The sequence below is a fragment of the uncultured Vibrio sp. genome (genome assembly GCF_947488985.1).
Taxonomy (GTDB): Bacteria; Pseudomonadota; Gammaproteobacteria; order Enterobacterales; family Vibrionaceae; genus Vibrio.
The window spans coordinates 1-21,578 of sequence record NZ_CANLBV010000024.1; the positions used below are offsets into that span (position 1 = coordinate 1).

Annotated in this window: 24 protein-coding genes and 1 other RNA gene; 9 read left to right on the forward strand and 16 right to left on the reverse strand. The window is 45.5% G+C overall.

Going from position 1 to position 21,578, the window contains the following annotated elements:
* Positions 1-148: 148 nt before the first annotated feature.
* The 11 genes from acpS to rpoE all read right to left on the reverse strand — a co-directional run bounded on the left by acpS (position 149) and on the right by rpoE (position 9,564).
* The gene (acpS, locus tag Q1A70_RS07745; RefSeq protein WP_299688803.1) at positions 149-529 is read right to left on the reverse strand and encodes a holo-ACP synthase; all 381 of its coding nucleotides are present in this window, start codon (positions 527-529) and stop codon (positions 149-151) included.
* Between the two features lie 62 nt (positions 530-591).
* Positions 592-1,329, reverse strand: coding sequence for a pyridoxine 5'-phosphate synthase (gene pdxJ, locus Q1A70_RS07750; RefSeq protein ID WP_017059040.1), 738 nt, complete (start codon positions 1,327-1,329; stop codon positions 592-594).
* The gene (recO, locus tag Q1A70_RS07755) at positions 1,326-2,054 is read right to left on the reverse strand and encodes a DNA repair protein RecO (protein WP_299688800.1); all 729 of its coding nucleotides are present in this window, start codon (positions 2,052-2,054) and stop codon (positions 1,326-1,328) included. Before recO ends, pdxJ begins: the two co-directional genes overlap by 4 nt.
* Positions 2,055-2,159: 105 nt before the next feature.
* Positions 2,160-3,131 (reverse strand): GTPase Era, encoded by a 972-nt coding sequence (gene era, locus Q1A70_RS07760; protein ID WP_299688797.1) that lies wholly within the window; start codon positions 3,129-3,131, stop codon positions 2,160-2,162.
* Positions 3,124-3,801 carry a ribonuclease III gene (rnc, locus tag Q1A70_RS07765; protein ID WP_017629579.1) on the reverse strand — a complete coding sequence of 226 codons (678 nt, stop codon included), beginning with the start codon at positions 3,799-3,801 and terminating at the stop codon, positions 3,124-3,126. The genes era and rnc overlap by 8 nt, the downstream gene beginning before the upstream one ends.
* A 26-nt stretch (positions 3,802-3,827) precedes the next feature.
* Positions 3,828-4,724, reverse strand: coding sequence for a signal peptidase I (gene lepB, locus Q1A70_RS07770; RefSeq protein WP_239830531.1), 897 nt, complete (start codon positions 4,722-4,724; stop codon positions 3,828-3,830).
* 245 nt (positions 4,725-4,969) lie between these two features.
* On the reverse strand, positions 4,970-6,763 hold the full coding sequence (gene lepA, locus Q1A70_RS07775; protein WP_017629577.1) for a translation elongation factor 4: 1,794 nt from the start codon (positions 6,761-6,763) through the stop codon (positions 4,970-4,972).
* A 137-nt stretch (positions 6,764-6,900) separates the two neighbouring features.
* Positions 6,901-7,371, reverse strand: coding sequence for a SoxR reducing system RseC family protein (locus tag Q1A70_RS07780; RefSeq protein ID WP_299688791.1), 471 nt, complete (start codon positions 7,369-7,371; stop codon positions 6,901-6,903).
* Positions 7,368-8,339, reverse strand: a complete 972-nt coding sequence (gene rseB / locus Q1A70_RS07785) for a sigma-E factor regulatory protein RseB (RefSeq protein WP_299688788.1) — start codon at positions 8,337-8,339, stop codon at positions 7,368-7,370. Before rseB ends, Q1A70_RS07780 begins: the two co-directional genes overlap by 4 nt.
* Positions 8,336-8,959 carry a sigma-E factor negative regulatory protein gene (locus tag Q1A70_RS07790; protein WP_299688785.1) on the reverse strand — a complete coding sequence of 208 codons (624 nt, stop codon included), beginning with the start codon at positions 8,957-8,959 and terminating at the stop codon, positions 8,336-8,338. Before Q1A70_RS07790 ends, rseB begins: the two co-directional genes overlap by 4 nt.
* 26 nt (positions 8,960-8,985) lie before the next feature.
* The gene (gene rpoE, locus Q1A70_RS07795) at positions 8,986-9,564 is read right to left on the reverse strand and encodes an RNA polymerase sigma factor RpoE (protein WP_299688782.1); all 579 of its coding nucleotides are present in this window, start codon (positions 9,562-9,564) and stop codon (positions 8,986-8,988) included.
* A 389-nt stretch (positions 9,565-9,953) separates the two neighbouring features.
* On the opposite strand from rpoE, the gene nadB reads away from it, so the two are divergent.
* A complete protein-coding gene (gene nadB / locus Q1A70_RS07800) occupies positions 9,954-11,567 on the forward strand; it encodes an L-aspartate oxidase (RefSeq protein WP_299688779.1) in 1,614 nt (537 codons plus the stop codon).
* Between the two features lie 123 nt (positions 11,568-11,690).
* Here nadB and Q1A70_RS20865 read toward each other — a convergent pair whose 3' ends face one another.
* Both Q1A70_RS20865 and Q1A70_RS07805 read right to left on the reverse strand, forming a co-directional pair.
* A complete protein-coding gene (locus Q1A70_RS20865) occupies positions 11,691-12,116 on the reverse strand; it encodes a protein YgfX (RefSeq protein ID WP_363318240.1) in 426 nt (141 codons plus the stop codon).
* Complete coding sequence (locus tag Q1A70_RS07805; protein ID WP_299688776.1) at positions 12,064-12,324, reverse strand: succinate dehydrogenase assembly factor 2; 261 nt, start codon at positions 12,322-12,324, stop codon at positions 12,064-12,066. Before Q1A70_RS07805 ends, Q1A70_RS20865 begins: the two co-directional genes overlap by 53 nt.
* Before the next feature lie 167 nt (positions 12,325-12,491).
* On the opposite strand from Q1A70_RS07805, the gene ygfZ reads away from it, so the two are divergent.
* The 3 genes from ygfZ to Q1A70_RS07820 all read left to right on the forward strand — a co-directional run bounded on the left by ygfZ (position 12,492) and on the right by Q1A70_RS07820 (position 14,701).
* On the forward strand, positions 12,492-13,463 hold the full coding sequence (ygfZ, locus tag Q1A70_RS07810; protein WP_299688773.1) for a tRNA-modifying protein YgfZ: 972 nt from the start codon (positions 12,492-12,494) through the stop codon (positions 13,461-13,463).
* Positions 13,464-13,467: 4 nt separating this feature from the next.
* Positions 13,468-13,929: a YbaK/EbsC family protein gene (locus tag Q1A70_RS07815; RefSeq protein WP_299688770.1), complete on the forward strand. Its 462-nt coding sequence runs from the start codon at positions 13,468-13,470 to the stop codon at positions 13,927-13,929.
* Positions 13,930-14,494: 565 nt separating this feature from the next.
* A complete protein-coding gene (locus Q1A70_RS07820) occupies positions 14,495-14,701 on the forward strand; it encodes a DUF1107 domain-containing protein (RefSeq protein ID WP_299688767.1) in 207 nt (68 codons plus the stop codon).
* Positions 14,702-14,809: 108 nt separating this feature from the next.
* Here the strand turns inward: Q1A70_RS07820 and Q1A70_RS07825 are convergent, their stop codons facing one another.
* The 3 genes from Q1A70_RS07825 to Q1A70_RS07835 are packed head-to-tail and all read right to left on the reverse strand — an operon-like array spanning position 14,810 to position 17,824.
* Positions 14,810-16,033, reverse strand: coding sequence for an FAD-dependent 2-octaprenylphenol hydroxylase (locus tag Q1A70_RS07825; RefSeq protein WP_299688764.1), 1,224 nt, complete (start codon positions 16,031-16,033; stop codon positions 14,810-14,812).
* A 12-nt stretch (positions 16,034-16,045) separates the two neighbouring features.
* Positions 16,046-17,224 (reverse strand): 2-octaprenyl-6-methoxyphenyl hydroxylase, encoded by a 1,179-nt coding sequence (ubiH, locus tag Q1A70_RS07830; protein ID WP_299688809.1) that lies wholly within the window; start codon positions 17,222-17,224, stop codon positions 16,046-16,048.
* Between the two features lie 24 nt (positions 17,225-17,248).
* Positions 17,249-17,824: a YecA family protein gene (locus tag Q1A70_RS07835; protein ID WP_299688761.1), complete on the reverse strand. Its 576-nt coding sequence runs from the start codon at positions 17,822-17,824 to the stop codon at positions 17,249-17,251.
* A gap of 305 nt (positions 17,825-18,129) precedes the next feature.
* On the opposite strand from Q1A70_RS07835, the gene zapA reads away from it, so the two are divergent.
* The 5 genes from zapA (at position 18,130) to serA (ending at position 21,488) form a co-directional block, all read left to right on the forward strand.
* Positions 18,130-18,438 carry a cell division protein ZapA gene (gene zapA, locus Q1A70_RS07840; protein ID WP_299688758.1) on the forward strand — a complete coding sequence of 103 codons (309 nt, stop codon included), beginning with the start codon at positions 18,130-18,132 and terminating at the stop codon, positions 18,436-18,438.
* Positions 18,439-18,449: 11 nt separating this feature from the next.
* Positions 18,450-18,633: non-coding RNA, 6S RNA (ssrS, locus tag Q1A70_RS07845), on the forward strand.
* Between the two features lie 6 nt (positions 18,634-18,639).
* Complete coding sequence (locus Q1A70_RS07850) at positions 18,640-19,239, forward strand: 5-formyltetrahydrofolate cyclo-ligase (protein WP_299688755.1); 600 nt, start codon at positions 18,640-18,642, stop codon at positions 19,237-19,239.
* A 101-nt stretch (positions 19,240-19,340) separates the two neighbouring features.
* Positions 19,341-19,997, forward strand: a complete 657-nt coding sequence (gene rpiA, locus Q1A70_RS07855) for a ribose-5-phosphate isomerase RpiA (protein ID WP_299688752.1) — start codon at positions 19,341-19,343, stop codon at positions 19,995-19,997.
* Between the two features lie 261 nt (positions 19,998-20,258).
* Positions 20,259-21,488, forward strand: coding sequence for a phosphoglycerate dehydrogenase (gene serA, locus Q1A70_RS07860; protein WP_299688749.1), 1,230 nt, complete (start codon positions 20,259-20,261; stop codon positions 21,486-21,488).
* The last annotated feature ends 90 nt before the right edge of the window (positions 21,489-21,578 follow it).

A 21,578-nucleotide genomic window follows, 5' to 3' on the forward strand; every position in this document is an offset into this window, starting at 1 on the left:
TAGAGTCGTGAAGAAAAAGCCAAGCCGATATCCTAGAAAAAACAATGCCGCTCACCTTAAGTGAACGGCATTAGAGCTCGTAAGCTCTGCTTTTTTGTTTTGTAGCGAGTCGCTAATCAAACATTAGATTCAGGTTGGTCGTAATCAATCAGGATTCGAGTAACACGGTCGCCACTGCGTAGTGACGCTCATCCGAAATAGTCAGATGAATCGATGTTGTACCACTCGCCTCTGCGATTTCACGCGCTTTTTTATGTAGGCTCAGAACTGGCTTACCATACTCATCGTTTGAAATCTCAAAGTCGTGGAAGGTCACACCCAAAGCAATCCCTGTGCCTAATGCCTTAGATGCCGCTTCTTTAGCAGCAAAACGCTTGGCAAGGTAACGCCCTTTTTGCTTAAGTTGCTGGAATACTTCAAATTCAGAATCCGTCAAAATACGCTGAGCAAAAGCATCACCACTTCGTGACAACGCCTTTTCAATACGTTCAATTTCTGTAATATCTGTACCTAATCCAACAACTGCCATGTTTCCTCTACTACTTAACTTCTATCTAATAATTCACAACGCATCGCTTACTACTTACAAAACTAAGCGTTGTTACGTGCTGTTTCCATAATTGCTTTCATGTCTGCAACGGCTTTGTTTAAGCCATCAAACACTGCGCGTCCCATGATCGAGTGACCGATGTTCAGCTCGTATATCTCTGGAAGTGCCGCAATCGGGGCAACGTTATGGTAGGTGAGACCATGACCCGCATTAACTGTGATCCCAAGATCGTCCGCGTAGCTTGCGCCAGCCGCGATCTTCTTAAGCTCGTCTTGTTGGTCTTCTTCTGTCTTAGCATCCGCATAATGACCCGTATGTAGCTCAATGAACGGTGCGCCACACGCTTTTGCTGCATCGATTTGCTCACGGTCAGCATCGATAAACAGAGATACTTTGATACCCGCTGCAGACAGTTTTTGCGTCGCCGCTTTGATCTTCTCAAGCTGACCAACGACGTCTAGGCCACCTTCAGTGGTTAACTCTTCACGCTTTTCAGGAACCAGACAAACAAACTCAGGGTTAGTATCGAGGGCAATTTGAACCATCTCGTCCGTTACTGCCATCTCCAAGTTCATACGAGTTTGAAGTGTTTCAGCCAGAATACGCACATCGCGGTCAACAATATGACGACGGTCTTCACGCAGGTGGATGGTAATGCCGTCTGCACCTGCACGTTCGGCAATCTCGGCTGCGTGTACTGGATCTGGGTATTTAGTACCACGCGCATTACGCAGGGTTGCAATATGGTCGATATTAACGCCTAAAAGGATTGAGCTCATTTTCCAATACTCCGTGCTCTAGAGAGAGCTATGGTTGGCATAAATAGCTCTCTACTTTTTAATGGTTTGCCGCCAAGATACGGCTTTAAGGCTATGCGTGTAAAGCGTTTTGCCGCTTTTAACTGCTCTTTAGTGATAAACCTACGTTCGCTGATTGCAATAAGTTCATCGCCCATAAAAGTCAGGTTATCTCGACGCACTGAAGCGATGAAACCTTTCTGCTCTCGGTAGCGATAAGTCATGGTTGGATCGATGGCTTCACCAGTACCTGCGCAGTGTAAAAAGTCTACCCCATAGCCCATTGCAGATAATAGAGCCAACTCAAAGCGACGCAGTGCTGGCTCAGGGTTCTCATTATGCGCGAGCTCTGTTAAAGCATGAAGATAGTCGTGAAAAAGTGCAGGTATTGGTACTTCAGCCATCAATACGCGGCCGATTAGCTCATTCACATACATGGCTGAATACAGGTTTATACCCGCGAGAGGAAGCCCCAAGCTTATTGGCTCAGCTTGGCGTAAGGTTTTCATCGAACCATTACCAGACCACTTAAGCAGTAGCGGCGTAAAAGGCTGCAATGCACCTTTCAAATTGGAACGCTTGCTGCGTGCGCCTTTAGACATCAACGTCATCCGACCGAACTCTTCACTGAAGACATCCAAGATCAGACTCGACTCGCTATATGGTCGACGGTGCAACACAAAGCATCGCTGTAACCCTTCGCTCAATCACTTACCCTTATTACAGATACAAAAAGAGAGAGTTCGCACTCTCTCTTAAACTCACTATTTTGGTTTTCACATCCCACTAAGGAAAGTGAAGTTCAATCTAGATTATAGATCGTCGATGTAGCCTAACGAGCGAAGTGCACGCTCATCATCAGCCCAACCAGATTTAACCTTGACCCAAGTCTCTAGGTAAACCTTACGACCGAATAGCTCTTCCATATCGATACGTGCTTCACGACCAATTGTTTTGATCTTCTCACCGGCTTTACCAATCACCATTTTCTTCTGACCAGTACGTTCAACAAGGATCAGGGCGTTGATGTGGAAGCCATCGTTATCTGGGTTGTAATCAAAACGCTCGATTTCAACCGTGACGGAGTAAGGGAGTTCTTCACCAGTGAATCGCATCAGCTTTTCACGGATGATCTCAGACGCCATAAAGCGCTGTGAGCGATCCGTCACGTACTCTTCAGGAAAGTGGTGGGTCGCTTTAGGTAAATGTTCACGTACATGTTTACGCAGTACATCGATGTTTTTACCTTGCTTCGCTGAGATTGGAACAACATCAACGAATTCCATCTTCTTAGACACTTCCATCATGTGCTGCATAACGTCGTTACGGTCTTGAACGTTGTCTACTTTGTTAATACAAAGAACCACTGGGAAATCTGCTTTTCTCAGCTTGTTCAATACCATCTCATCGTCATCAGTCCAGTGAGTTCCATCGACTAGGAAGAATACTAGGTTCACATCACTCAGTGAACTGTTCGCTGCACGGTTCATCAAGCGGTTGATGGCACGCTTTTCTTCAATATGAAGTCCAGGAGTATCAACAAAAATCGCTTGGTAATCGCCTTCAGTTTCAACGCCCATAATACGGTGGCGTGTCGTCTGTGGTTTACGTGATGTAATAGAGATCTTCTGACCCAAAATATGGTTCAGAAGCGTCGACTTACCTACATTTGGGCGACCGACAATAGCGATGAAGCCACAGTGTTGGTTTTCCGGTAGGCCTGTTTGTTTGCTATCAGATGAAAAGAATGCATCGATATCGAAATCTTGGTTGTTATCAGACATTGCTTAGTTGCTCTAATGCTGTTTCAGCAGCCGCTTGTTCTGCCTTGCGGCGGCTAGTGCCTTTACCGATAACAGGTTTATCCACACCTGCCACTTCACACTCAACCGTAAATTCTTGGTTGTGTGCTTCACCTTTAATATTAGTCACTGTGTAAACAGGTAGAGGATTTCTTCGACCTTGCAAAAACTCTTGAAGACGAGTTTTCGGATCTTTTTGAGATACTCCAGGCTGAATTGCTTCTAGGCGAGATTGGTACCAGCTTAAAATAATGCCGCGAACCGTCTCGGTATCACTATCTAAATAGACAGCGCCGATGATCGCTTCAACTGCATCCGCTAGAATAGAATCACGACGGAAACCGCCACTCTTCAACTCACCTGGACCTAATTTTAAGTAATCTCCTAGTTCGAATTCACGACCTAGTTCTGCCAATGTATGACCACGTACTAATGTTGCACGCATGCGGCTCATATCACCTTCGTTTACCTTAGGGAAACGGTGGTAAAGATCATCAGCGATAACAAAACTTAAAATTGAATCGCCCAGAAACTCAAGACGTTCGTTATGTTTACCTGCGGCGCTGCGGTGAGTCAGCGCCAAGTGGATAAGATCGGCATCATTGAACTGATAGCCAATCTTTCTCTCTAGTTTATCAATTGGAGAATTCATGCTCTCTCGATGTGTTATGTGATCGATTAATGAATCCCACCGATGCGATTAAAGCGCACACCAGTAGGAATCCATGTTGGAAGTATGCTGTCTGAACCGCGTTCGAACTCAAAGCTGATCCAAATAGCAACGGCCTTACCAACAAGGTTTGCTTCAGGGACAAAGCCCCAGTAACGGCTATCAGCACTGTTGTCACGGTTATCACCCATCACAAAGTATTGGCCTTCTGGAACGACCCACTCGTTAACGCCATTGCGAGGTTGGTATGCTTGCACACGATCTCGGCGTAATGGGTTAACTAAAATTTGGTGCTCTACGTCTCCAAGCTGTTCATTCAGCTGAATCAGAGGCACACCATCTTGAACAAATTGGCTTTCTTCAACGTTACTTAATTTCACTGGTTCACAGCTACTTGTACCCTTCGCTTGAATACAGATCTCTTTACGACTGCTATAGCGAATTGTGTCACCTGGCATACCAACAACACGCTTGATGTAGTCGATATTAGGTTGAGGTGGGTACTTAAATACGATTGAATCACCACGCTCTGGCTTGCCCGTTTCTACCAGTTGAGTGCGCCATACAGGGTCTTTTAGACCATACGCGTACTTCTCTACCAAGATGAAGTCCCCCACCAAAAGGGTTGGCATCATCGAGCCAGAAGGGATTTGAAACGGTTCATAAATAAATGAACGCAGAACCAAAACAAATGCAATTACCGGGAAAATGGAAACACTGTTTTCAACCCACCAAGGCTGAGCCGTAACTTTTGCGCTGGTTTCAGCGTCTAGGCCATTCGATTGTGCTTCAACGTCAGCCAGTTTTTGTTGGCGCTTCTTCGCCCACACAAACTTTTCCAACGCCCATACAATGCCAGTCACTAGAGTTACGATCACTAAGATAAGCGAAAATGTATTAGCCATTGATATCCCTTAAATTTCATTTCTTTAAAAATAACGAAAGTGAAAGAGTATAACCCTTTCACTCTGCTTAATATTTCTAATCTGTATCAATCATGCTGACTAAATGCTGGGGAGATTACGCAGGAAAAATCGTTTAGTTCGAGGCGCAAAGTGCAGTGACTAGTGGGCCTAATTACAATCTTTGCAACAAAGAAATAAACGATTTTAACCAGTAATGCTCAGCAGGTAGTTAGTGCGATTGATACCTAGTCTTTACCAACATGAAGAATCGCTAAGAATGCTTCTTGAGGCAGTTCAACGTTACCGATCTGCTTCATACGCTTCTTACCTTCTTTTTGTTTCTTAAGAAGTTTCTTCTTACGACTGATATCACCACCGTAACATTTTGCGATTACGTTCTTACGCAGTTGTTTCACTGTAGAACGAGCAATGATGTGGTTACCAATCGCGGCTTGAATCGCGATATCGAACATCTGACGAGGGATGAATTCTTTCATCTTCTCAACCAGTAGACGACCACGAGACTGAGCAATATCTTTGTGCGTGATGATAGCCAGTGCATCAACCGTTTCGCCATTCAGCAATACGTCTACACGTACCATGTTTGATGGCTCGTAACGTTGGAAGTTGTAATCCAATGATGCGTAACCGCGAGACGTTGATTTCAGGCGGTCGAAGAAGTCTAGAACGACTTCTGCCATAGGAAGATCGTATGTCACAGCAACTTGGTTACCGTGGTAAACCATGTCTACTTGTACGCCACGCTTCTCAACACACAGTGTGATTACGTTACCTAAGTAGTCCGAAGGTACCAAAATATTACAGCGTGCAATTGGCTCACGAATTTCTTCTAGGTCATTAACCGCTGGCAGTTTAGCCGGGCTATCAACGTAAAGAACCGTTTTATCTGTTTTTACAACTTCATACACTACTGTTGGAGCAGTTGTGATTAGGTCTAGGTCGTATTCACGCTCTAGACGCTCTTGGATGATCTCCATGTGAAGCATTCCTAAGAAGCCACAACGGAAACCAAAACCAAGTGCTGCCGAACTTTCTGGTTCGAAGAACAGTGATGCATCGTTCAGGCTTAGTTTGCCTAGTGCATCACGGAAGTTTTCGTAGTCATCAGATGAAACAGGGAACAGACCTGCGTATACCTGAGGCTTCACTTTTTGGAAACCAGGTAGACGTTCAGTGCTGCCGCCTTTAGCAAGCGTCAACGTATCACCAACCGGTGCACCTAGGATGTCTTTAATACCGCAAACAACCCAACCTACTTCACCAGTATTTAGCTCAGTGGTGTCGATTTGCTTAGGTGTGAAGATACCTAGACGGTCAACACCCCAAACTTGGTCTGTCGACATTACTCGAATCTTGTCGTTCTTCTTCAGTGTACCGTTCTTGATACGAACCAAAGAAACAACGCCAAGGTAGTTATCGAACCAAGAGTCAATGATCAGCGCTTGAAGAGGCGCTTCAGGATCACCTTCCGGTGGTGGGATAGCCGTTACGATGTTTTCTAGAACATCATCAACGCCTAAACCTGTTTTCGCAGAACAGCGAGTCGCTTCCATCGCATCGATGCCAACGATCTCTTCGATCTCTTCAGCAACGCGCTCTGGTTCAGCAGCTGGTAGGTCAATCTTGTTCAAGATTGGCACCACTTCCAGTTCCATTTCGATTGCTGTGTAACAGTTTGCTAGAGTTTGTGCTTCAACACCTTGGCCAGCATCCACTACAAGTAGTGCGCCTTCACAAGCCGCTAGAGAACGAGATACTTCATACGAGAAGTCTACGTGTCCAGGCGTGTCGATAAAGTTAAGTTGGTAAGTCTCACCATCTTTAGCTTTGTAATCTAAAGTCACACTCTGCGCTTTAATTGTAATACCACGCTCGCGTTCTATATCCATAGAATCGAGGACTTGAGCTGCCATCTCACGTTCACTTAATCCTCCACAAACTTGGATTAAGCGGTCAGAAAGGGTCGACTTACCGTGGTCGATGTGGGCGATAATCGAAAAATTACGAATGTGCTTCATAGGCTTGGTGTGACTAAACTCTTTGAATAGGGATAATAAGAAAGCCGCTATGCTTCCAATCTAGCATCAGCATTGGTGGCGGCATTTCAATCAAGTTGGCAGATTCTACCCAATTTAAGGGCAATAAGCATCATAAATTAGACGAGAGACTCACCTAGGATTCGAATCAAGACGACTTCTTGCTTGGATTTGTCTTCCATGGGTTTGGCTAACCGCTTCGCTAAAGCGATACCACCTGCTGTAAATAGTGTAGCACTAAGGATAACAATCCCCTCGCCCCCTTGGAGTAAGGGCTGTAGCAATAGCAGACCGAAACCAGCCCCCGCCATCAGCATAAATAATGGGATAAGGTAAACAATCGCGGCTGACTGCAACAGGCTTTTTTCAGGAAAGCCGATCTCTACAACCTGCCCGGCCTTAACAAGACTTTTGGTTTTTAAGATCCAAAACAATGACTTGTTCCCAACAGCTTTGGTGACAACCCCGGTACCGCAGCTTTTTTGAGATGAACAGCTGCTGCAACTAGTTTGTTGTTCGCAACTCAATTGAACAAAGTATTGCTTACCTTTTTGTTCAACTGAGCTAACGGTCGCCAGCGCGGTCATCATTGCGCTGACACCTGATTATTGAAAATAACAGATTGAGCGATACGCTTGGCTGTTGCTGGCGGGATATCCCCCACAACAGACACTTCTCTGTCGCCAATCACTAAGCTGTGTAAGGTTCTACGCCCTTGACGTACCAACTGACCTTTCAATGAGTGTTCGTCTTTGTCGGCGATATATACCGAAAAGCTAAACAATCCATCACTGAAAAGTTGACTCTCAACCATTTTATCGGTCGCCGCCATTTGATAACGACTGAGCTCATTCGACTTAAACCCTTCAGGTATCCAAGAGGCTTGCCAGTTGGTTTCACTCACCAAGCCTTCCGGCAATGACAACACCTTCGGCAGTTGAGCTTGACTTAAGCCCGCCATGACCTCAGCAATTTTATCGTTCACCACATAAGAGATCGTACGGTATTGTTCAAGCACTTCGCCATCACGATCGAGCAGATCGGCACGCAGAGGAAGGTTCGTTTTCTCATCAACCCAAACCACGTAAGAGTAGCGCAGGCCATCTTTAGGTACGACTCGCAATACTTGAGTGGTGCTACCCGCTTCACGAGCTCGCCCAACTTTAACGAAGTCATAGTATTGATTAAGAGAATCGATATCTCGATTGATCATCGGAATGACCGGGGCAACCATACTGCCAGATTGGATGGTAAATGGCTCTGTACCTGGCTCAATATAGCTCACTTCGTTGCCACGTCGAATCACCTCACGAACTGGGCCGCTGAGATAAATAAGGTGGGCGAGTTGTTGATCTTCGTTCACAGCATGACGATACAGCAGAGGTTCAATACTGCTCTTCTTTATCAGTATGTAGGAGAATTCGTAATTTAGATGCTGACTGGCCTCGTTCATTTGATGAAGCAAAGCCTTAGCAGTCGGTTCTGTCGGTTCCTCTGCAAAGGCTGCTGGAGACATCAAGCTAAACAGTGTCAGTGCACTGACCAGGATTTTCTTCATTCAATGTCCGATTCTAGATGGGCATCTTCGATTGGCGATGCGTCACTGTTTAGTCTGAGCTGCAATTGATAGTCTTCCAATAACGCATTAACACGTTTGCGCTGCTCTTGTATGTTAGCTTCAGAAGTGGGCTTCTCAACAGAGTCACGCGTTAGGCTTACTGGTTCAACCGAGCCTGAAAATGGAATCGTCTGAAGTACAGGTAGCTGCTCTGGTGCAGCAGGATCGCTACCACCATATTGCTGAACACCCAATACAACTGCTAATGAGACACACGCTGCCACGGCAACTTGTCCAAACTGTTGTAACCACACAGGAAGCTGACGCTTCGCTTGATGAGGTTTCGGCTGTTCTTCAACTGGAGTAACACTAGGTTCAACCGCTGCTTGATGCAGATTCGATGTTGAATTGTACGCAGGCTCATCCTCGAGCGCTGCTGCTACACTACTAGCGATATTCCAATCTTGATTTTTTGGCGCATCCCCGCGCATTACGTCACCAATTAAATGATAACTCTGCCAGGTATTGATACTTTCTTGAACACTTTCAAGGTCTACAATGAGACCCTTATCGATCATTTCACCATCCATGAGTGCCGAAAGCTTTTCTTTATCAGCCATTATTTTCACCATAATTATTACAAGTTCTAGCGTTGCAAAAGAGGTTTGATTTTCTTTTCCACCGCTTCACGAGCTCGGAAAATACGCGAACGTACGGTTCCTACTGGACAATCCATTACTTCTGCAATTTCTTCGTAGCTCAAGCCCTCGAGCTCACGCAATGTCATTGCAGTTTTTAAATCTTCTGGCAGCGCTTCAATCGCTCCAAAAACAACTTGTTTCAATTCTTTTGACAGCGTTAAGTTCTCAGGGTTCGATATTTCTTTTAATGCGCTGTCTGTTTCGTAATATTCTGCATCTTCTGCATCGACATCCGTTACTGGTGGCCTACGGCTTTGAGCAACGATATGGTTCTTAGCGGTGTTCACAGCAATTCTGTATAGCCATGTATAGAAGGCACTCTCGCCTCGAAAATTAGGTATCGCGCGGTAAGCTTTAATAAAAGCTTCTTGTGCTACATCAGGTACATCACCAGAATTATTCACGTATCGAGAGATAAGATTACAAACTTTGTTTTGATACTTAACCACGAGTAAGTTAAATGCCTGCTTATCTCCACTCTGAACTCGCTCAATCAACACTTGATCCGTTAGCTGCTCGTTCATTCGAGCGGGTACTCCTATTGTTATAACCCTCACCTTCACAGATACGGGTACTAATTATGCGAAATTGTAGTATTGACACCACCGTCTACAAGAGCACTATTGTGACTAGGTCCAATACCGAAAGTTCCAACTTTCTTAAAATTATTTGCCATTATTGTTTCACAATGTGATGTAATAAAAATAGTTGCCCCTATCAATTTAGGAAACTTGAGCAAAAGCAATGGTATTGAGCAATTAAATATTTCTAGATAGTTGTCTACATCTTGATTTTACATAGCGTTTTAAGATGACTCTAGGAAGATTATAACAGTCTTCCCGAAACGCCTAAAACAAGACAAAGCCAATCAAGAGTAGACAATTCTACTATAGCCCGGGATTTAATGAGTTTTATGAACGCAAACCGAGAACATCAATGTGATGTATTAGTGGTAGGAAGTGGTGCAGCAGGCTTGTCATTAGCCTTACGCGTAGCAGAACATGCAAAAGTAATTGTATTAAGCAAAGGACCACGCAGCGAAGGGTCGACATATTATGCACAAGGCGGTATTGCTGCAGTGTTCGATGAGTCGGACAGTATTGAGTCACATGTAGAAGATACTCAAATTGCTGGCGGTGGAATATGTGAAGAAGATACCGTTCAATTCATTGCTGAAAATGCAAAAGAGTGTGTGCAATGGCTGATTGATGGCGGTGTTCCATTTGATAAAGATGAGAACAGCACCGAAGGCCAGCCTAAGTATCACCTCACTCGCGAAGGCGGCCATAGCCACCGCAGGATCTTGCATGCCGCCGATGCAACGGGTATGGCGATGCAAACCTCCCTACAAGATAACGTGAATAACCACCCAAATATCGAGATCTTCGAACGCCATAATGCGTTGGATTTGATCACCGAAGATAAGATTGATGGTTCAAAAGACAAAGTTATCGGTGCCTATATCTGGAACCGCAACCAAGAACACGTCGAAACCGTACGCGCTAAGTTTGTTGTGTTAGCCACCGGCGGCGCTTCAAAAGTTTACCAATACACCTCCAACCCTGACGTCTCTTCTGGTGATGGTATAGCGATAGCTTGGCGTGCAGGTTGCCGCGTTGCGAACCTAGAGTTCAATCAATTCCACCCGACTTGCTTGTTCCACCCAGAAGCACGTAACTTCCTACTCACGGAAGCCCTACGTGGTGAAGGCGCTTATTTGCGTCGCCCTGATGGTTCTCGCTTTATGAAAGACTTCGATGAGCGTGGTGAATTAGCGCCACGTGACGTAGTAGCGCGGGCGATTGACTTTGAAATGAAACGTTTGGGCGCTGACTGCATGTATGTCGACATCAGCCATAAGCCTAAAGAGTTTATCACCGCGCATTTCCCTATGATCCACACTCGTTTGATGGACTTAGGCATCGACATGACCAAAGAGCCGATCCCTATCGTACCGGCAGCGCACTACACTTGCGGTGGTGTGATGGTCAATAAGCAAGGTCAAACCGACCTCACGAATCTGTATGCGATTGGTGAAGTAAGCTATACCGGCTTACACGGAGCTAACCGTATGGCGTCAAATTCACTGCTTGAGTGCGTGGTTTATGCGTGGGCAGCAGCAAAAGACATTGTTGAGAACATCGATCAATCTCAGCTATGTGCCGAGCTGCCAGCATGGGATGAGAGCCAAGTGACCAATAGTGACGAAGAGGTTATCATTCAACACAACTGGCATGAATTGCGTCTATTCATGTGGGATTACATGGGGATTGTTCGAACCGATAAACGCCTCGAACGCGCACTGCGTCGCATTCAAATGCTGCAACAAGAAACCCATGAGTACTACAGCTACTTCAAGGTGTCGAATAACCTGCTAGAGCTACGTAATCTACTGCAAGTTGCAGAGCTGATGGTTCGTTGTGCTATGCAACGTAAAGAGAGTCGTGGCCTGCACTACACCTTGGATTACCCAGAGCTGGCTGAAGATAGCGGACCTACGATCCTTACGCCAGCCAATCCGTCATAATAATACCAATCGTAGTAAATAACTGATCACCCTAGCTTGTGAAAACGCTATTTCTGATCACTTACTTGCTGTGATTGGTATAAGACACGATCAAAGAAAAGAGAGCCCAGCGCTCCCTTTTCTTTAGCGTTGGTGTTGCCGCTGAATGTGAGCTAAAAAGTGTCGATATTCACGCTCACGACAACTGTCTCGCCATAGTAATACCGAATGCCCACACCTAAATCGTAATTTAACAAAGAATTGCGCCCAGATCGTATCAACGGACTTGAGAAAATAACGCTGATCATTAAGCCGAACCTCACCATCTTCTTGATAATCAAAACGACCATGAGCACTGTTTACAATCACGTGATTAGTTTTGAACAAGTGGATGATTAACATTAAGCAATACAGGCTGACAGCAAGCGGAACAGAAGACAGGACGATCAAAAACAAAAGGCACCCAAAAACCGTACCTTTAACAAATAATGCAGAATAGGAAGGGCTAAGCTGAAGCTTAACGAACCTTGCTGAGGTTGTGTGCAACAATTTTATCAACCATTGATGCATGGCCTAAATTTTCACTGCGTCCATGCCCCATTACCCAAGAAAATAAATCGGGGTCATCGCACTCTAGTAGAGAAACAAACTCACGCTGCTCCTGCTCTTGCAATGAATCAAAGCACTCTTCAAAAAATGGCATTATGACAACATCAAGCTCTAACATGCCGCGACGGCAACCCCATTTAATTCGTGCTTTCTGCTCTGCAGTATACATTGGCTATCCTCACCGATAATGTTTCTTGCTCGAAGTGTAACAATTCATAAGCTCTGCAACTACTGTGTGAGTCACAGTCCCTATCTAAGCTCACAAAAAAACCTTGGCTGACAAAGAAACGGAACCGGATTAACATAGAGCCAAATAAAATGATTAGGAAAGATAAAATGGATTGGAAAAACACCTTTCAGCCGCTCGCTCATACGCCAAATGAATCGTTTCCAGAACTGATGATGACCTACGTATCAGACTGGAGTGCAATCTCCATGCTAGGCGATGACAAAAAGTCGTACCTGCAAGGCCAAGTAACGTGCGATGTCGTGACTCTTCCTAATAATGAATCCACATTAGGCGCACACTGTGATGCCAAAGGAAAAGTATGGAGCATCTTCCGTCTGTTCCACCACAATGGTGGCTATGCACTCATGCAGCCGAAATCCGCAATTGACGTTGAATTAGTCGAAATCAAAAAATACGCGGTGTTCTCTAAGGTTGAAATTGAGCAAACCACCGACGTTGTGCTCGGCATTATGGGTACTGCCGCTGATCAATACATAGACTCGATTTCAGAAAGCCAAGGTAAGGTACGTACTATCTCTGGTGGCACTGCCGTTCAGGTCTCTGACCACCGCTGGGCTCTGCTTATTACCGAAGAAGCCGCTGAAGTCTTGGTATCGAACAGCTCGGCTGAAAAAGTAGCGCAAACGCTTTGGCAGTATCATGAAATTATCGATGCTCAGCCTAACCTAACCAAAGCAGAGCAAAATGAGCACATCCCTCAGGCACTTAACCTGCAAGCGATTGGTGGCATCAGCTTCACCAAGGGCTGTTACACGGGTCAAGAAACAGTAGCTCGTGCCAAGTATCGAGGCATGAACAAGCGTGAAATGCGCATTGTTTCAGGACCAACGGCTGAAGTATTGTCTTTAGAAAGCTCGATTGAACTAGAGCGTAGCGTGGGTGAAAACTGGCGTGGCGCAGGCCGACTGTTAAACGTCTATCAATTTGCTGATCACCAAGCGATTGGCCTGATGGTACTGCCAAACAACCTTGACGATGATGTTCAGCTTCGATTGACCGCACAGCCTGATCAAATATGGAATATCCTGCCACTGCCGTACAGCCTTGACGACGAGTAACTCTGTGGAAACCCTGATCACACAATGGCTGGATCAACAGCAGGTGAATTATCGCCTGCTGATGCAAAGCAAACCCACCACCAGCATCGAAGATACCGCACTAGAGAGAGGCATTGACACCTCACAAATGGTCAAATGCATCCTGCTCAAAGATATGGGTAACCAGTATGCGCTAGCCTGTACTGCAGGCGATCGCTCTGTCGACCCAAAGAAAGTGCGCTCGCTGCTAAACTGTCGCCGAATGACCTGTGTATCAGCTGCTGATGTTGAAACCATCACAGGTTTTAAAGTAGGGTGTGTTGGCCCTCTCGCTCTAAAAAGGCATATGCCGATCATTTTTGATCCATCCATTCAGAACAACTCGACCGTTACCATTAGCTCAGGTGACCGCATGGCTGGTATCGCCCTTGCCCTCGATGATCTTATGGCGCTTTGTGCTCCGCGCATTGCTGAGATCAGTCGATAAGCACTCCCAAAAGGCGAGTCGAGTCACAAAATAAAACCCATACTTTCATTGAGTACATATTTTTCGTGAGACTTATCGTAATTAAACAACCCAACAAGTAAATTTCTAATCAAAATTAAGACATAAGTAGTCATTACTCGAAATGTGGGTTATTGTAAATTCACTGGCTAGCTTATAGGCAAATCAGTAATAGTGAATCCACTGAGTAATATCAGTATCCACTTTTGTGTAATGCATCTGTGACTATTCGCCCGTTTTAGACGGGCTTTTTTTTATGCCTAAAATTTATGATTCGATTATACAAATAGAGAATCCCGCCTATTCTTATACTTGTAACATTATTAATGCTTAATAATGGATACGAAAGTTCACTGCGTTTTCATCACTCACAATAAATTTGAGGAGAAGGTCACGTAAAAATAGATATTTACTGCAAAAAGTGTTTAGAACAGCACAAATATCTAATTAACGTCAACTCTACTGCATTTTACTCCATACTTATCACAATTATTATCTCGGAGATTTTTTATAATATGCAGGCTAGGTAAATATAAGGATAACTATAATGAGACTGTTTAAGCGCTATACACCAGGTATGATAGCTAAACATGTAAGTCGACTTTTCAAAGGGCGAATCTACATTTACGGCGTAGGGAAATTTGAGTTTGATAACGGTAAGCTTGTGCTGCCGGAACGAGCTGAAAAACGCCACTTTCAAACAGTGAAAGAGATCAATGGTGAGATTATGAAGCTACGCTGTGCATACGCTTAGTTTGGCGATCTAACGAATTCGAAACGAAAAAGGGTTGGCTTATGCCAACCCTTTTTCGTTTAATGACTCTAAATCGTTACGACATCAATAACGGAGCATCTGGCTCCGCTATCGATGCGTGACAGGACGCTTGGCTAAATCAGGAAGGTTGCCTGACAAACCTAATGCACGTTTCATGATTTCATCTTTGGCACCGGGTAGCTGACCAGCGAGCTTCATGCCAATACCTCGAATTAACTTCTTAGCTGGGTTATCGCCTTCAAACAGATCTTTAAAGCCCTGCATTGAAGCAATCATCTTCGCCGCCTCGGCTTTTCTCCAGCGCTCATAACCACGTAGGTTACGCTTGGTACCAATGTCCTCACCCGCAGCCCACAGCTTTAACAGCTCTTGCGCTAAACTTGCAGCATCTAGTAGGCCAAGGTTCACGCCCTGCCCTGCTAACGGGTGAATGGTATGAGCAGCATCACCGACCAAAACCACACGATCAACAGCGAAGTCTCGTGCGTATCGCATGCGTAGTGGGAAAGCAAAACGGTCACCGACTACTTCGCACAATCCAAGCTTAGAGTCGAATTCAGCCGTGAGCTGCTTATTGAATTCAGAGTCCGACATAGATACGAGATTCTCGGCACGATTAGGCTCGGTAGACCAAACAATCGAGCTCATGTTGCTCGGCTGCATTGGTAAGAATGCCAGTGGGCCTTGCGGTGTGAATATTTGACGGGCAACGCTGTGGTGCGGCTCTGTGGTTTTAATGTTCGCGACAATCGCACTGTGTCCGTAATCCCAATGTGTTAATGGGATGTCTTGCTGCTTACGAACCCAAGAATTTGCGCCATCCGCACCCACGACTAACTTGGCTGTCAGCGCCTGCCCATTATCGAGCGTTAACCATGCTTCACTCTCGCCCATCGCCATCGTTTTACACGTCGCGGGCATGTATAAGCTAACATTGTCTTGTTTTTTGATCTGATCAAGCAGCGCTAGCTGAATCACACGATTTTCAACAATATGACCGAGGTTAGGCTGAGCTAAACGCGTCGAGTCGAATTCTATACGAGCAAAGCTGTCTTGTTCCCATACTTCCATCGCTTGATACGGTGCAGCACGCCTTTGTTCAATGCCTTGCCACGCGCCTAAATTACGTAGAATCATTTCACTAGAGCGGCTCAATGCTGAAACGCGAACATCGGGCAGTTCGCTAAGCCCCTCACTCGGTGCGCGACCTTCAATAACGGCGATTCGCAGGTCACTGTCTTTCAAAGCAGCAGCGAGAGATAGGCCAACCATGCCGCCACCAATAATTGCGATATCAACACTTTGCATCATTATTTTTCTACCTTATCTTTCTACTAGGCCAAGCGTATGACGTAAGAGTGGACCCTTAAGAGGTGGGAGGTTATCAATTACAGCCAACCCAATATTACGCCCAATACGAGCGGTCATAAAATCGTTTGAGAACAAATGCACTAGGCTTGAAGTTAACGTGATCGTTGCCCCTCTGTCCTGCTCTCTGCGTTTTCTAAAATAAACAAGACCAGTATAGCGGCCCACATCGTCCAACTGGCGACACAACTCCTCCGCCAAGGAAGCCACATCTCGAATGCCGAGGTTAAAGCCTTGCCCCGCAATGGGGTGGAGCGTTTGTGCTGCATTACCAACAATGGCGAATCGATGAGATATATTTTGCTGGCGGTGACGAAGGATCAGTGGGTAACTCGCACGCTTGCCGACTTTCTCAAGTCGGCCAAGTCGCCAACCAAAGTCGCTCTGTAGCTGCTCCAGAAACTCATCATCGTTGAAGGCCATCACCTTTTTCGCTTGCTCTGGTGGCAAACACCAAACCAGCGATAAACGGTTGTCACTCATTGGTAATAGAGCAACTGGCCCATGATGAGTAAAACGCTCAAACGCTCGACCTTGATGGGGTTCGCTCGCCACGATATTGGCAATCACAGCGACTTGTTCAAAGTCATGTTCACTCAGTGAAATATTGAGCTGCTGACAACAGGTTGAGATAGCCCCATCGGCCGCCACCAATAATTTAGTGGTGACGGTTTGCCCACTTGCTAGCTCGATGGTCGTCAGCGCTTGCGCTCGCTCAACCTGCGCTACCGAATCAGGACACAGCTGCGTGATCGCCGATTCAGACGTGAGCTTTTGCTGATAGATCCGCCCTACATCGGCTAATTCGACTACATACCCCAGCGCATCGACAGTAAGCGCCTCACTGGAGATATCCGTCATCCCAGCATGGCCTCTATCTGATACATTAATTTCTTTAATCGGGGTAGCTACCGGAGCGATAGATTGCCACAGGTGCAATGAATCCAGGATCTGCACCGTGCCATAAGACAAAGCGATCGAACGAGAGTCAAACCCAGGATGAGCTTGATGATCAACCTGATAAGGCTCAACGACCGCTATCGACAACGAACCTTGGCTTAGGTGATTCAAGGCAAGGGCTAAGGTTGCCCCCGCCATTGCACCACCCGCAATTACAACATCATACTGAGCCATCATGACCTCAAAGCAACCAGCGGATTAATGAAGGGTTGGAACCGCATCTTCAGATGGGCGTGCACCAAATTCAGCATGAATCGTTAGTGCACACGCTTTTACGTGCTCAATAACATGTTCTAGAAGCTGCGCTTGCTCTTCTAGATCATCTTTTTCGTCAATGCCTAGCTTGGCCATCTCTTCAAGATCCGCTAATGCTTCTTTGGTGCCTTCAGACGCTTTGTTCAATTGAGCGCCCACCAGACCTAAACCAGAAATGAAATGGTTAATCCAATCAGAAACGCCGTCAGCAAGATCAAACAAGCTTGCACTAGCGTCTTCATCAGGCAATAGCATAGACAGCTCCATACCTGAACCCGTGATTTCACTGGTCGTCACTTTTAATGTCGCTTCTGCTAGCGTTAACGCGCGATCGGGCCACCCCATGCCTTCATTGGTATAATCAAAGATCAGGGGTTGCCAACTTTTATCTGCAAGGCTTAAGCCCCCGCTTAACATACCCGTTAATAGCCCATGCATCTCAGCAGGGGTTACGGCTAAACTTGCCGATTGAAGTTCAGTCGCAACGGTTAGGTAATCAGGTAAAGTCATTTCGCTCATCAGATAGCTCGCTCAGTTATTCTTTATTTCGATAGTATAATCGTACCACTTCACCCCAATTCTGGTAAGCATCGATCCCGAGCAATTAAACCAGGAGTGACTAACGATTGGTCAATTTGGTGAATTACTGTGTGCTCAAGCTCTCATTTACACACAGTCACTCTGAAAAGCTTGAATCTTAATAGCGGTTTACCTATAGTTTCCCCTCAGAGGAAATGGCTTCCTCATCGGTACTTGCACTTTTACTTTTTCAAAATGATAAAGGGCAACAGCATTAAAATAGTGCGTTAAAGAGTTCATCCATCATGAGTAACCAAGCGGTAGACGTTGAAATATTAGGAAAACTGACTCGTGTAAATTGTCCTCAGGGACAAGAAGAGTCATTGATTGCAGCGGCGGCCGATCTTGATAATCGATTGAAAGAGATGGCTGAGCGTACTAAGGTAACCAATGAAGTGAAGTTGCTTACCATTGCAGCACTGAATATTTGCTATGAACTGCAAACCAAGAAGTTTGAAGCAAACGACGAACAAAACGCACTGACCGAGCGAATGGAACAGCTCACGACATCGCTCTCTGATGTCCTCAGTAAAGTAAAGCACGGACAGCAATAGCGTACACAAAATTTACCCTGGAGTGTTTGTCAGAGGATTCACGTCCCCGAGCCGATAAGCAATCCCTAAGGGTTAGTACTTGAGTGCTATTGAGCATGCTCGGCCCGACCGAGAAGCCTACGGTAATCATTGCTGACCCGCCTTGAACTCGCTGGTTCAAGGGCCATCTATTCTCAACGGCACTTTGGGGTATCCCTTCTTATGAAGACGCTCACACGCAGCGAATTTCGCAAACAGATACGCATTAAACGTAATTCTTTATCTACCGAACAACAAACTCAATCCAGTTTTAACTTAGTTAACCAGTGTGCTCAAATCGATGAGATTAACTGTGCTCAGCATATTGCTCTCTATCTCTCGGTCGATGGCGAACTCGACACCCAACCATTAATAGAATGGCTATGGGCGCAAGGTAAACAAACCTATTTACCTGTATTGCACCCCTTTTCTGCTGGCCACCTGCTATTTCTTCACTACTCGCCAACCACCCCCACGGTATTGAATAAATACGGTATCGTCGAACCTAAGCTCAATCAAATGCTCGTCAAACCATGCCAGCAACTCGACCTGATTTTCACCCCGTTAGTTGGCTTTGACTCGCATGGTCATCGCTTAGGCATGGGGGGGGGATACTATGATCGCACCTTGGCTCGATGGTTTGAGACTGGCTGTGGCGCAACCCCGATAGGTTTAGCCCATGACTGCCAACATGTCGAGCGATTACCGATTGAAGAGTGGGATATCCCGTTACCGAAAATAGTGACTCCGAGTAAGACTTGGCAATGGGAAAACCACCATTAAAGCGCTATAATCTCGCCGCAAACGTTAACCTCTGATACAAACGTTAACTTCAATACGCGAACGATGAATTCAAATCGCAAAACCTTATTCAGGAGAATGGCATGACTCAAGATGAAATGAAAAAAGCAGCAGGCTGGGCAGCACTTCAATATGTTGAAGAAGGCAGCATTGTCGGTGTCGGTACTGGCTCAACAGTCAATCACTTCATCGACGCACTTGGCACAATGAAAAACAAGATCAAAGGTGCGGTTTCAAGCTCTGTTGCTTCTACTGAAAGACTAGAAGCACTCGAAATCAAAGTATTTGAATGTAACGATGTCGCTAAGCTAGACGTTTATGTTGATGGTGCTGACGAAATTAACGCTTCACGCGACATGATCAAGGGCGGCGGTGCGGCTCTGACTCGTGAAAAAATCGTAGCGGCTATCTCTGATAAATTTGTGTGTATTGTTGATGGCACCAAAGCGGTTGATGTTTTGGGTCAATTCCCACTACCGGTTGAAGTTATCCCAATGGCGCGTTCATACGTTGCTCGTGAATTAGTAAAACTGGGCGGTGACCCAGTGTACCGCGAAGGTTGCACAACCGACAACGGCAACATGATTCTAGATGTGCACGGCATGGCGATCAAAGATCCAAAACAACTCGAAGATGCGATCAATGCTATCGCTGGTGTAGTAACCGTTGGTCTATTTGCTCACCGTGGTGCGGATGTCGTTATCACTGGTACGCCTGAAGGCGCAAAAATCGAAGAGTAAATAACAAAAGATTGATTTTTTTGTTGCTTCATTACATACGGTGCCTAAGGGCGCCGTTTTTTTTTGCTTTCTACCTGTAAAATTATGTCTTATTACGTAATTTTCTTACCCAAAACATTTTTTTTTTGATACTTTATTGTTCAGAAGACGCACAGGGAAAACGTTTGTCTCCTAACAAAGTGGTGAGTTTGTTCCCCTTTAAGCCATTTTGTAGCACGTGCGCCGCGTTTGCCCAACCTTTCCATTTTAAGGACGAGAACAATGGCTAAAGTTTCACTGGAAAAAGAAAAAATAAAAATTCTACTATTAGAAGGCTTACACCCTTCTTCAGTAGAGGTTCTGCAAGCCGCTGGTTATACAAATATTGAGTACCATAAAGGCTCACTTCCTGAAGACGAGCTTCTTAAAGCAGTTAAAGATGCACACTTTATCGGTATCCGTTCTCGCACTAACCTCTCCCAAGAAGTCATCGATGCCGCTGAAAAACTGGTTGCTGTTGGTTGTTTCTGTATTGGTACCAATCAAGTGAACCTTCAAGCGGCAGCCAAGCGCGGTATTCCTGTTTTTAACGCACCATTCTCAAATACGCGCAGCGTTGCTGAATTGGTTTTGGGCCAAATTCTACTGCTGTTGCGTGGTATCCCAGAAAAGAACGCGCTTGCTCACCGTGGTATCTGGAAGAAGAGTGCCGACAACTCTTACGAAGCTCGTGGTAAACGTTTAGGTATTATTGGCTACGGTCACATTGGTACTCAACTAGGTATCATTGCTGAAAACCTTGGTATGCGTGTTTACTTCTACGATATTGAAAACAAACTATCTCTAGGTAACGCAACGCAAGTTCATACCATGACAGAGTTGCTGAACAAGTGTGACGTGATCTCTTTACACGTACCTGAAACCAACGAAACAAAAGATATGATGGGTAAAGAAGAGTTCGCACGCATGAAGCCTGGCTCTATCTTTATCAATGCCGCACGCGGCACTGTGGTAGACATCCCTGCTTTGTGTGGCGCTTTGGATTCTAATCATCTTTCAGGCGCGGCCATTGATGTTTTCCCTACAGAACCAAAAACCAACGCAGACCCGTTTGAATCTCCGCTGATGCAGTTCGACAATGTGATCCTAACGCCTCACGTGGGTGGTTCAACTCAGGAAGCACAGGAGAACATCGGTGTTGAAGTGGCTGGCAAATTGGCGAAATACTCTGATAACGGCTCTACGTTGTCGAGCGTCAACTTCCCAGAAGTATCACTACCATTGCATACTGGCACTTCTCGTCTACTGCACATTCACCAAAACCGCCCGGGTATACTTACTCAAATTAACACCATCTTCGCTGAAGAAGGGATTAATATCGCAGGCCAATACCTGCAAACGAACGCAGATATGGGTTATGTGGTTATCGATGTAGAAGCGAATCGCTCAGAAGAAGCGTTACTTAAATTGAAAGAGATCGAAGGCACTATCCGTGCTCGTCTACTTCACTAAATATCGAACTCGATATTGAAAACACAAAGGCTCTCATCATGAGAGCCTTTTTCGTATTCAACCGGCTCTAGGCAATAAGATCATCATGAT

What these genes read in the sequence shown, in the direction of transcription:
- rpoE (WP_299688782.1), bottom strand. Translation starts at nt 9,564, where the DNA reads ATGAACGAGCAGCTAACGGATCAAGTGTTGATTGAGCGAGTTCAGAGT.
- zapA (WP_299688758.1), top strand. Translation starts at nt 18,130, where the DNA reads ATGAGTAACCAAGCGGTAGACGTTGAAATATTAGGAAAACTGACTCGT.
- lepA (WP_017629577.1), bottom strand. Translation starts at nt 6,763, where the DNA reads ATGAAGCACATTCGTAATTTTTCGATTATCGCCCACATCGACCACGGT.
- Q1A70_RS07850 (WP_299688755.1), top strand. Translation starts at nt 18,640, where the DNA reads ATGAAGACGCTCACACGCAGCGAATTTCGCAAACAGATACGCATTAAA.
- rnc (WP_017629579.1), bottom strand. Translation starts at nt 3,801, where the DNA reads ATGAATTCTCCAATTGATAAACTAGAGAGAAAGATTGGCTATCAGTTC.
- Q1A70_RS20865 (WP_363318240.1), bottom strand. Translation starts at nt 12,116, where the DNA reads ATGCATCAATGGTTGATAAAATTGTTGCACACAACCTCAGCAAGGTTC.
- Q1A70_RS07805 (WP_299688776.1), bottom strand. Translation starts at nt 12,324, where the DNA reads ATGTATACTGCAGAGCAGAAAGCACGAATTAAATGGGGTTGCCGTCGC.
- Q1A70_RS07790 (WP_299688785.1), bottom strand. Translation starts at nt 8,959, where the DNA reads ATGGCTGATAAAGAAAAGCTTTCGGCACTCATGGATGGTGAAATGATC.
- Q1A70_RS07835 (WP_299688761.1), bottom strand. Translation starts at nt 17,824, where the DNA reads ATGAGCGAAATGACTTTACCTGATTACCTAACCGTTGCGACTGAACTT.
- nadB (WP_299688779.1), top strand. Translation starts at nt 9,954, where the DNA reads ATGAACGCAAACCGAGAACATCAATGTGATGTATTAGTGGTAGGAAGT.
- serA (WP_299688749.1), top strand. Translation starts at nt 20,259, where the DNA reads ATGGCTAAAGTTTCACTGGAAAAAGAAAAAATAAAAATTCTACTATTA.
- rpiA (WP_299688752.1), top strand. Translation starts at nt 19,341, where the DNA reads ATGACTCAAGATGAAATGAAAAAAGCAGCAGGCTGGGCAGCACTTCAA.
- ubiH (WP_299688809.1), bottom strand. Translation starts at nt 17,224, where the DNA reads ATGGCTCAGTATGATGTTGTAATTGCGGGTGGTGCAATGGCGGGGGCA.
- era (WP_299688797.1), bottom strand. Translation starts at nt 3,131, where the DNA reads ATGTCTGATAACAACCAAGATTTCGATATCGATGCATTCTTTTCATCT.
- Q1A70_RS07820 (WP_299688767.1), top strand. Translation starts at nt 14,495, where the DNA reads ATGAGACTGTTTAAGCGCTATACACCAGGTATGATAGCTAAACATGTA.
- ygfZ (WP_299688773.1), top strand. Translation starts at nt 12,492, where the DNA reads ATGGATTGGAAAAACACCTTTCAGCCGCTCGCTCATACGCCAAATGAA.
- Q1A70_RS07825 (WP_299688764.1), bottom strand. Translation starts at nt 16,033, where the DNA reads ATGATGCAAAGTGTTGATATCGCAATTATTGGTGGCGGCATGGTTGGC.
- Q1A70_RS07780 (WP_299688791.1), bottom strand. Translation starts at nt 7,371, where the DNA reads ATGATGACCGCGCTGGCGACCGTTAGCTCAGTTGAACAAAAAGGTAAG.
- rseB (WP_299688788.1), bottom strand. Translation starts at nt 8,339, where the DNA reads ATGAAGAAAATCCTGGTCAGTGCACTGACACTGTTTAGCTTGATGTCT.
- lepB (WP_239830531.1), bottom strand. Translation starts at nt 4,724, where the DNA reads ATGGCTAATACATTTTCGCTTATCTTAGTGATCGTAACTCTAGTGACT.
- acpS (WP_299688803.1), bottom strand. Translation starts at nt 529, where the DNA reads ATGGCAGTTGTTGGATTAGGTACAGATATTACAGAAATTGAACGTATT.
- pdxJ (WP_017059040.1), bottom strand. Translation starts at nt 1,329, where the DNA reads ATGAGCTCAATCCTTTTAGGCGTTAATATCGACCATATTGCAACCCTG.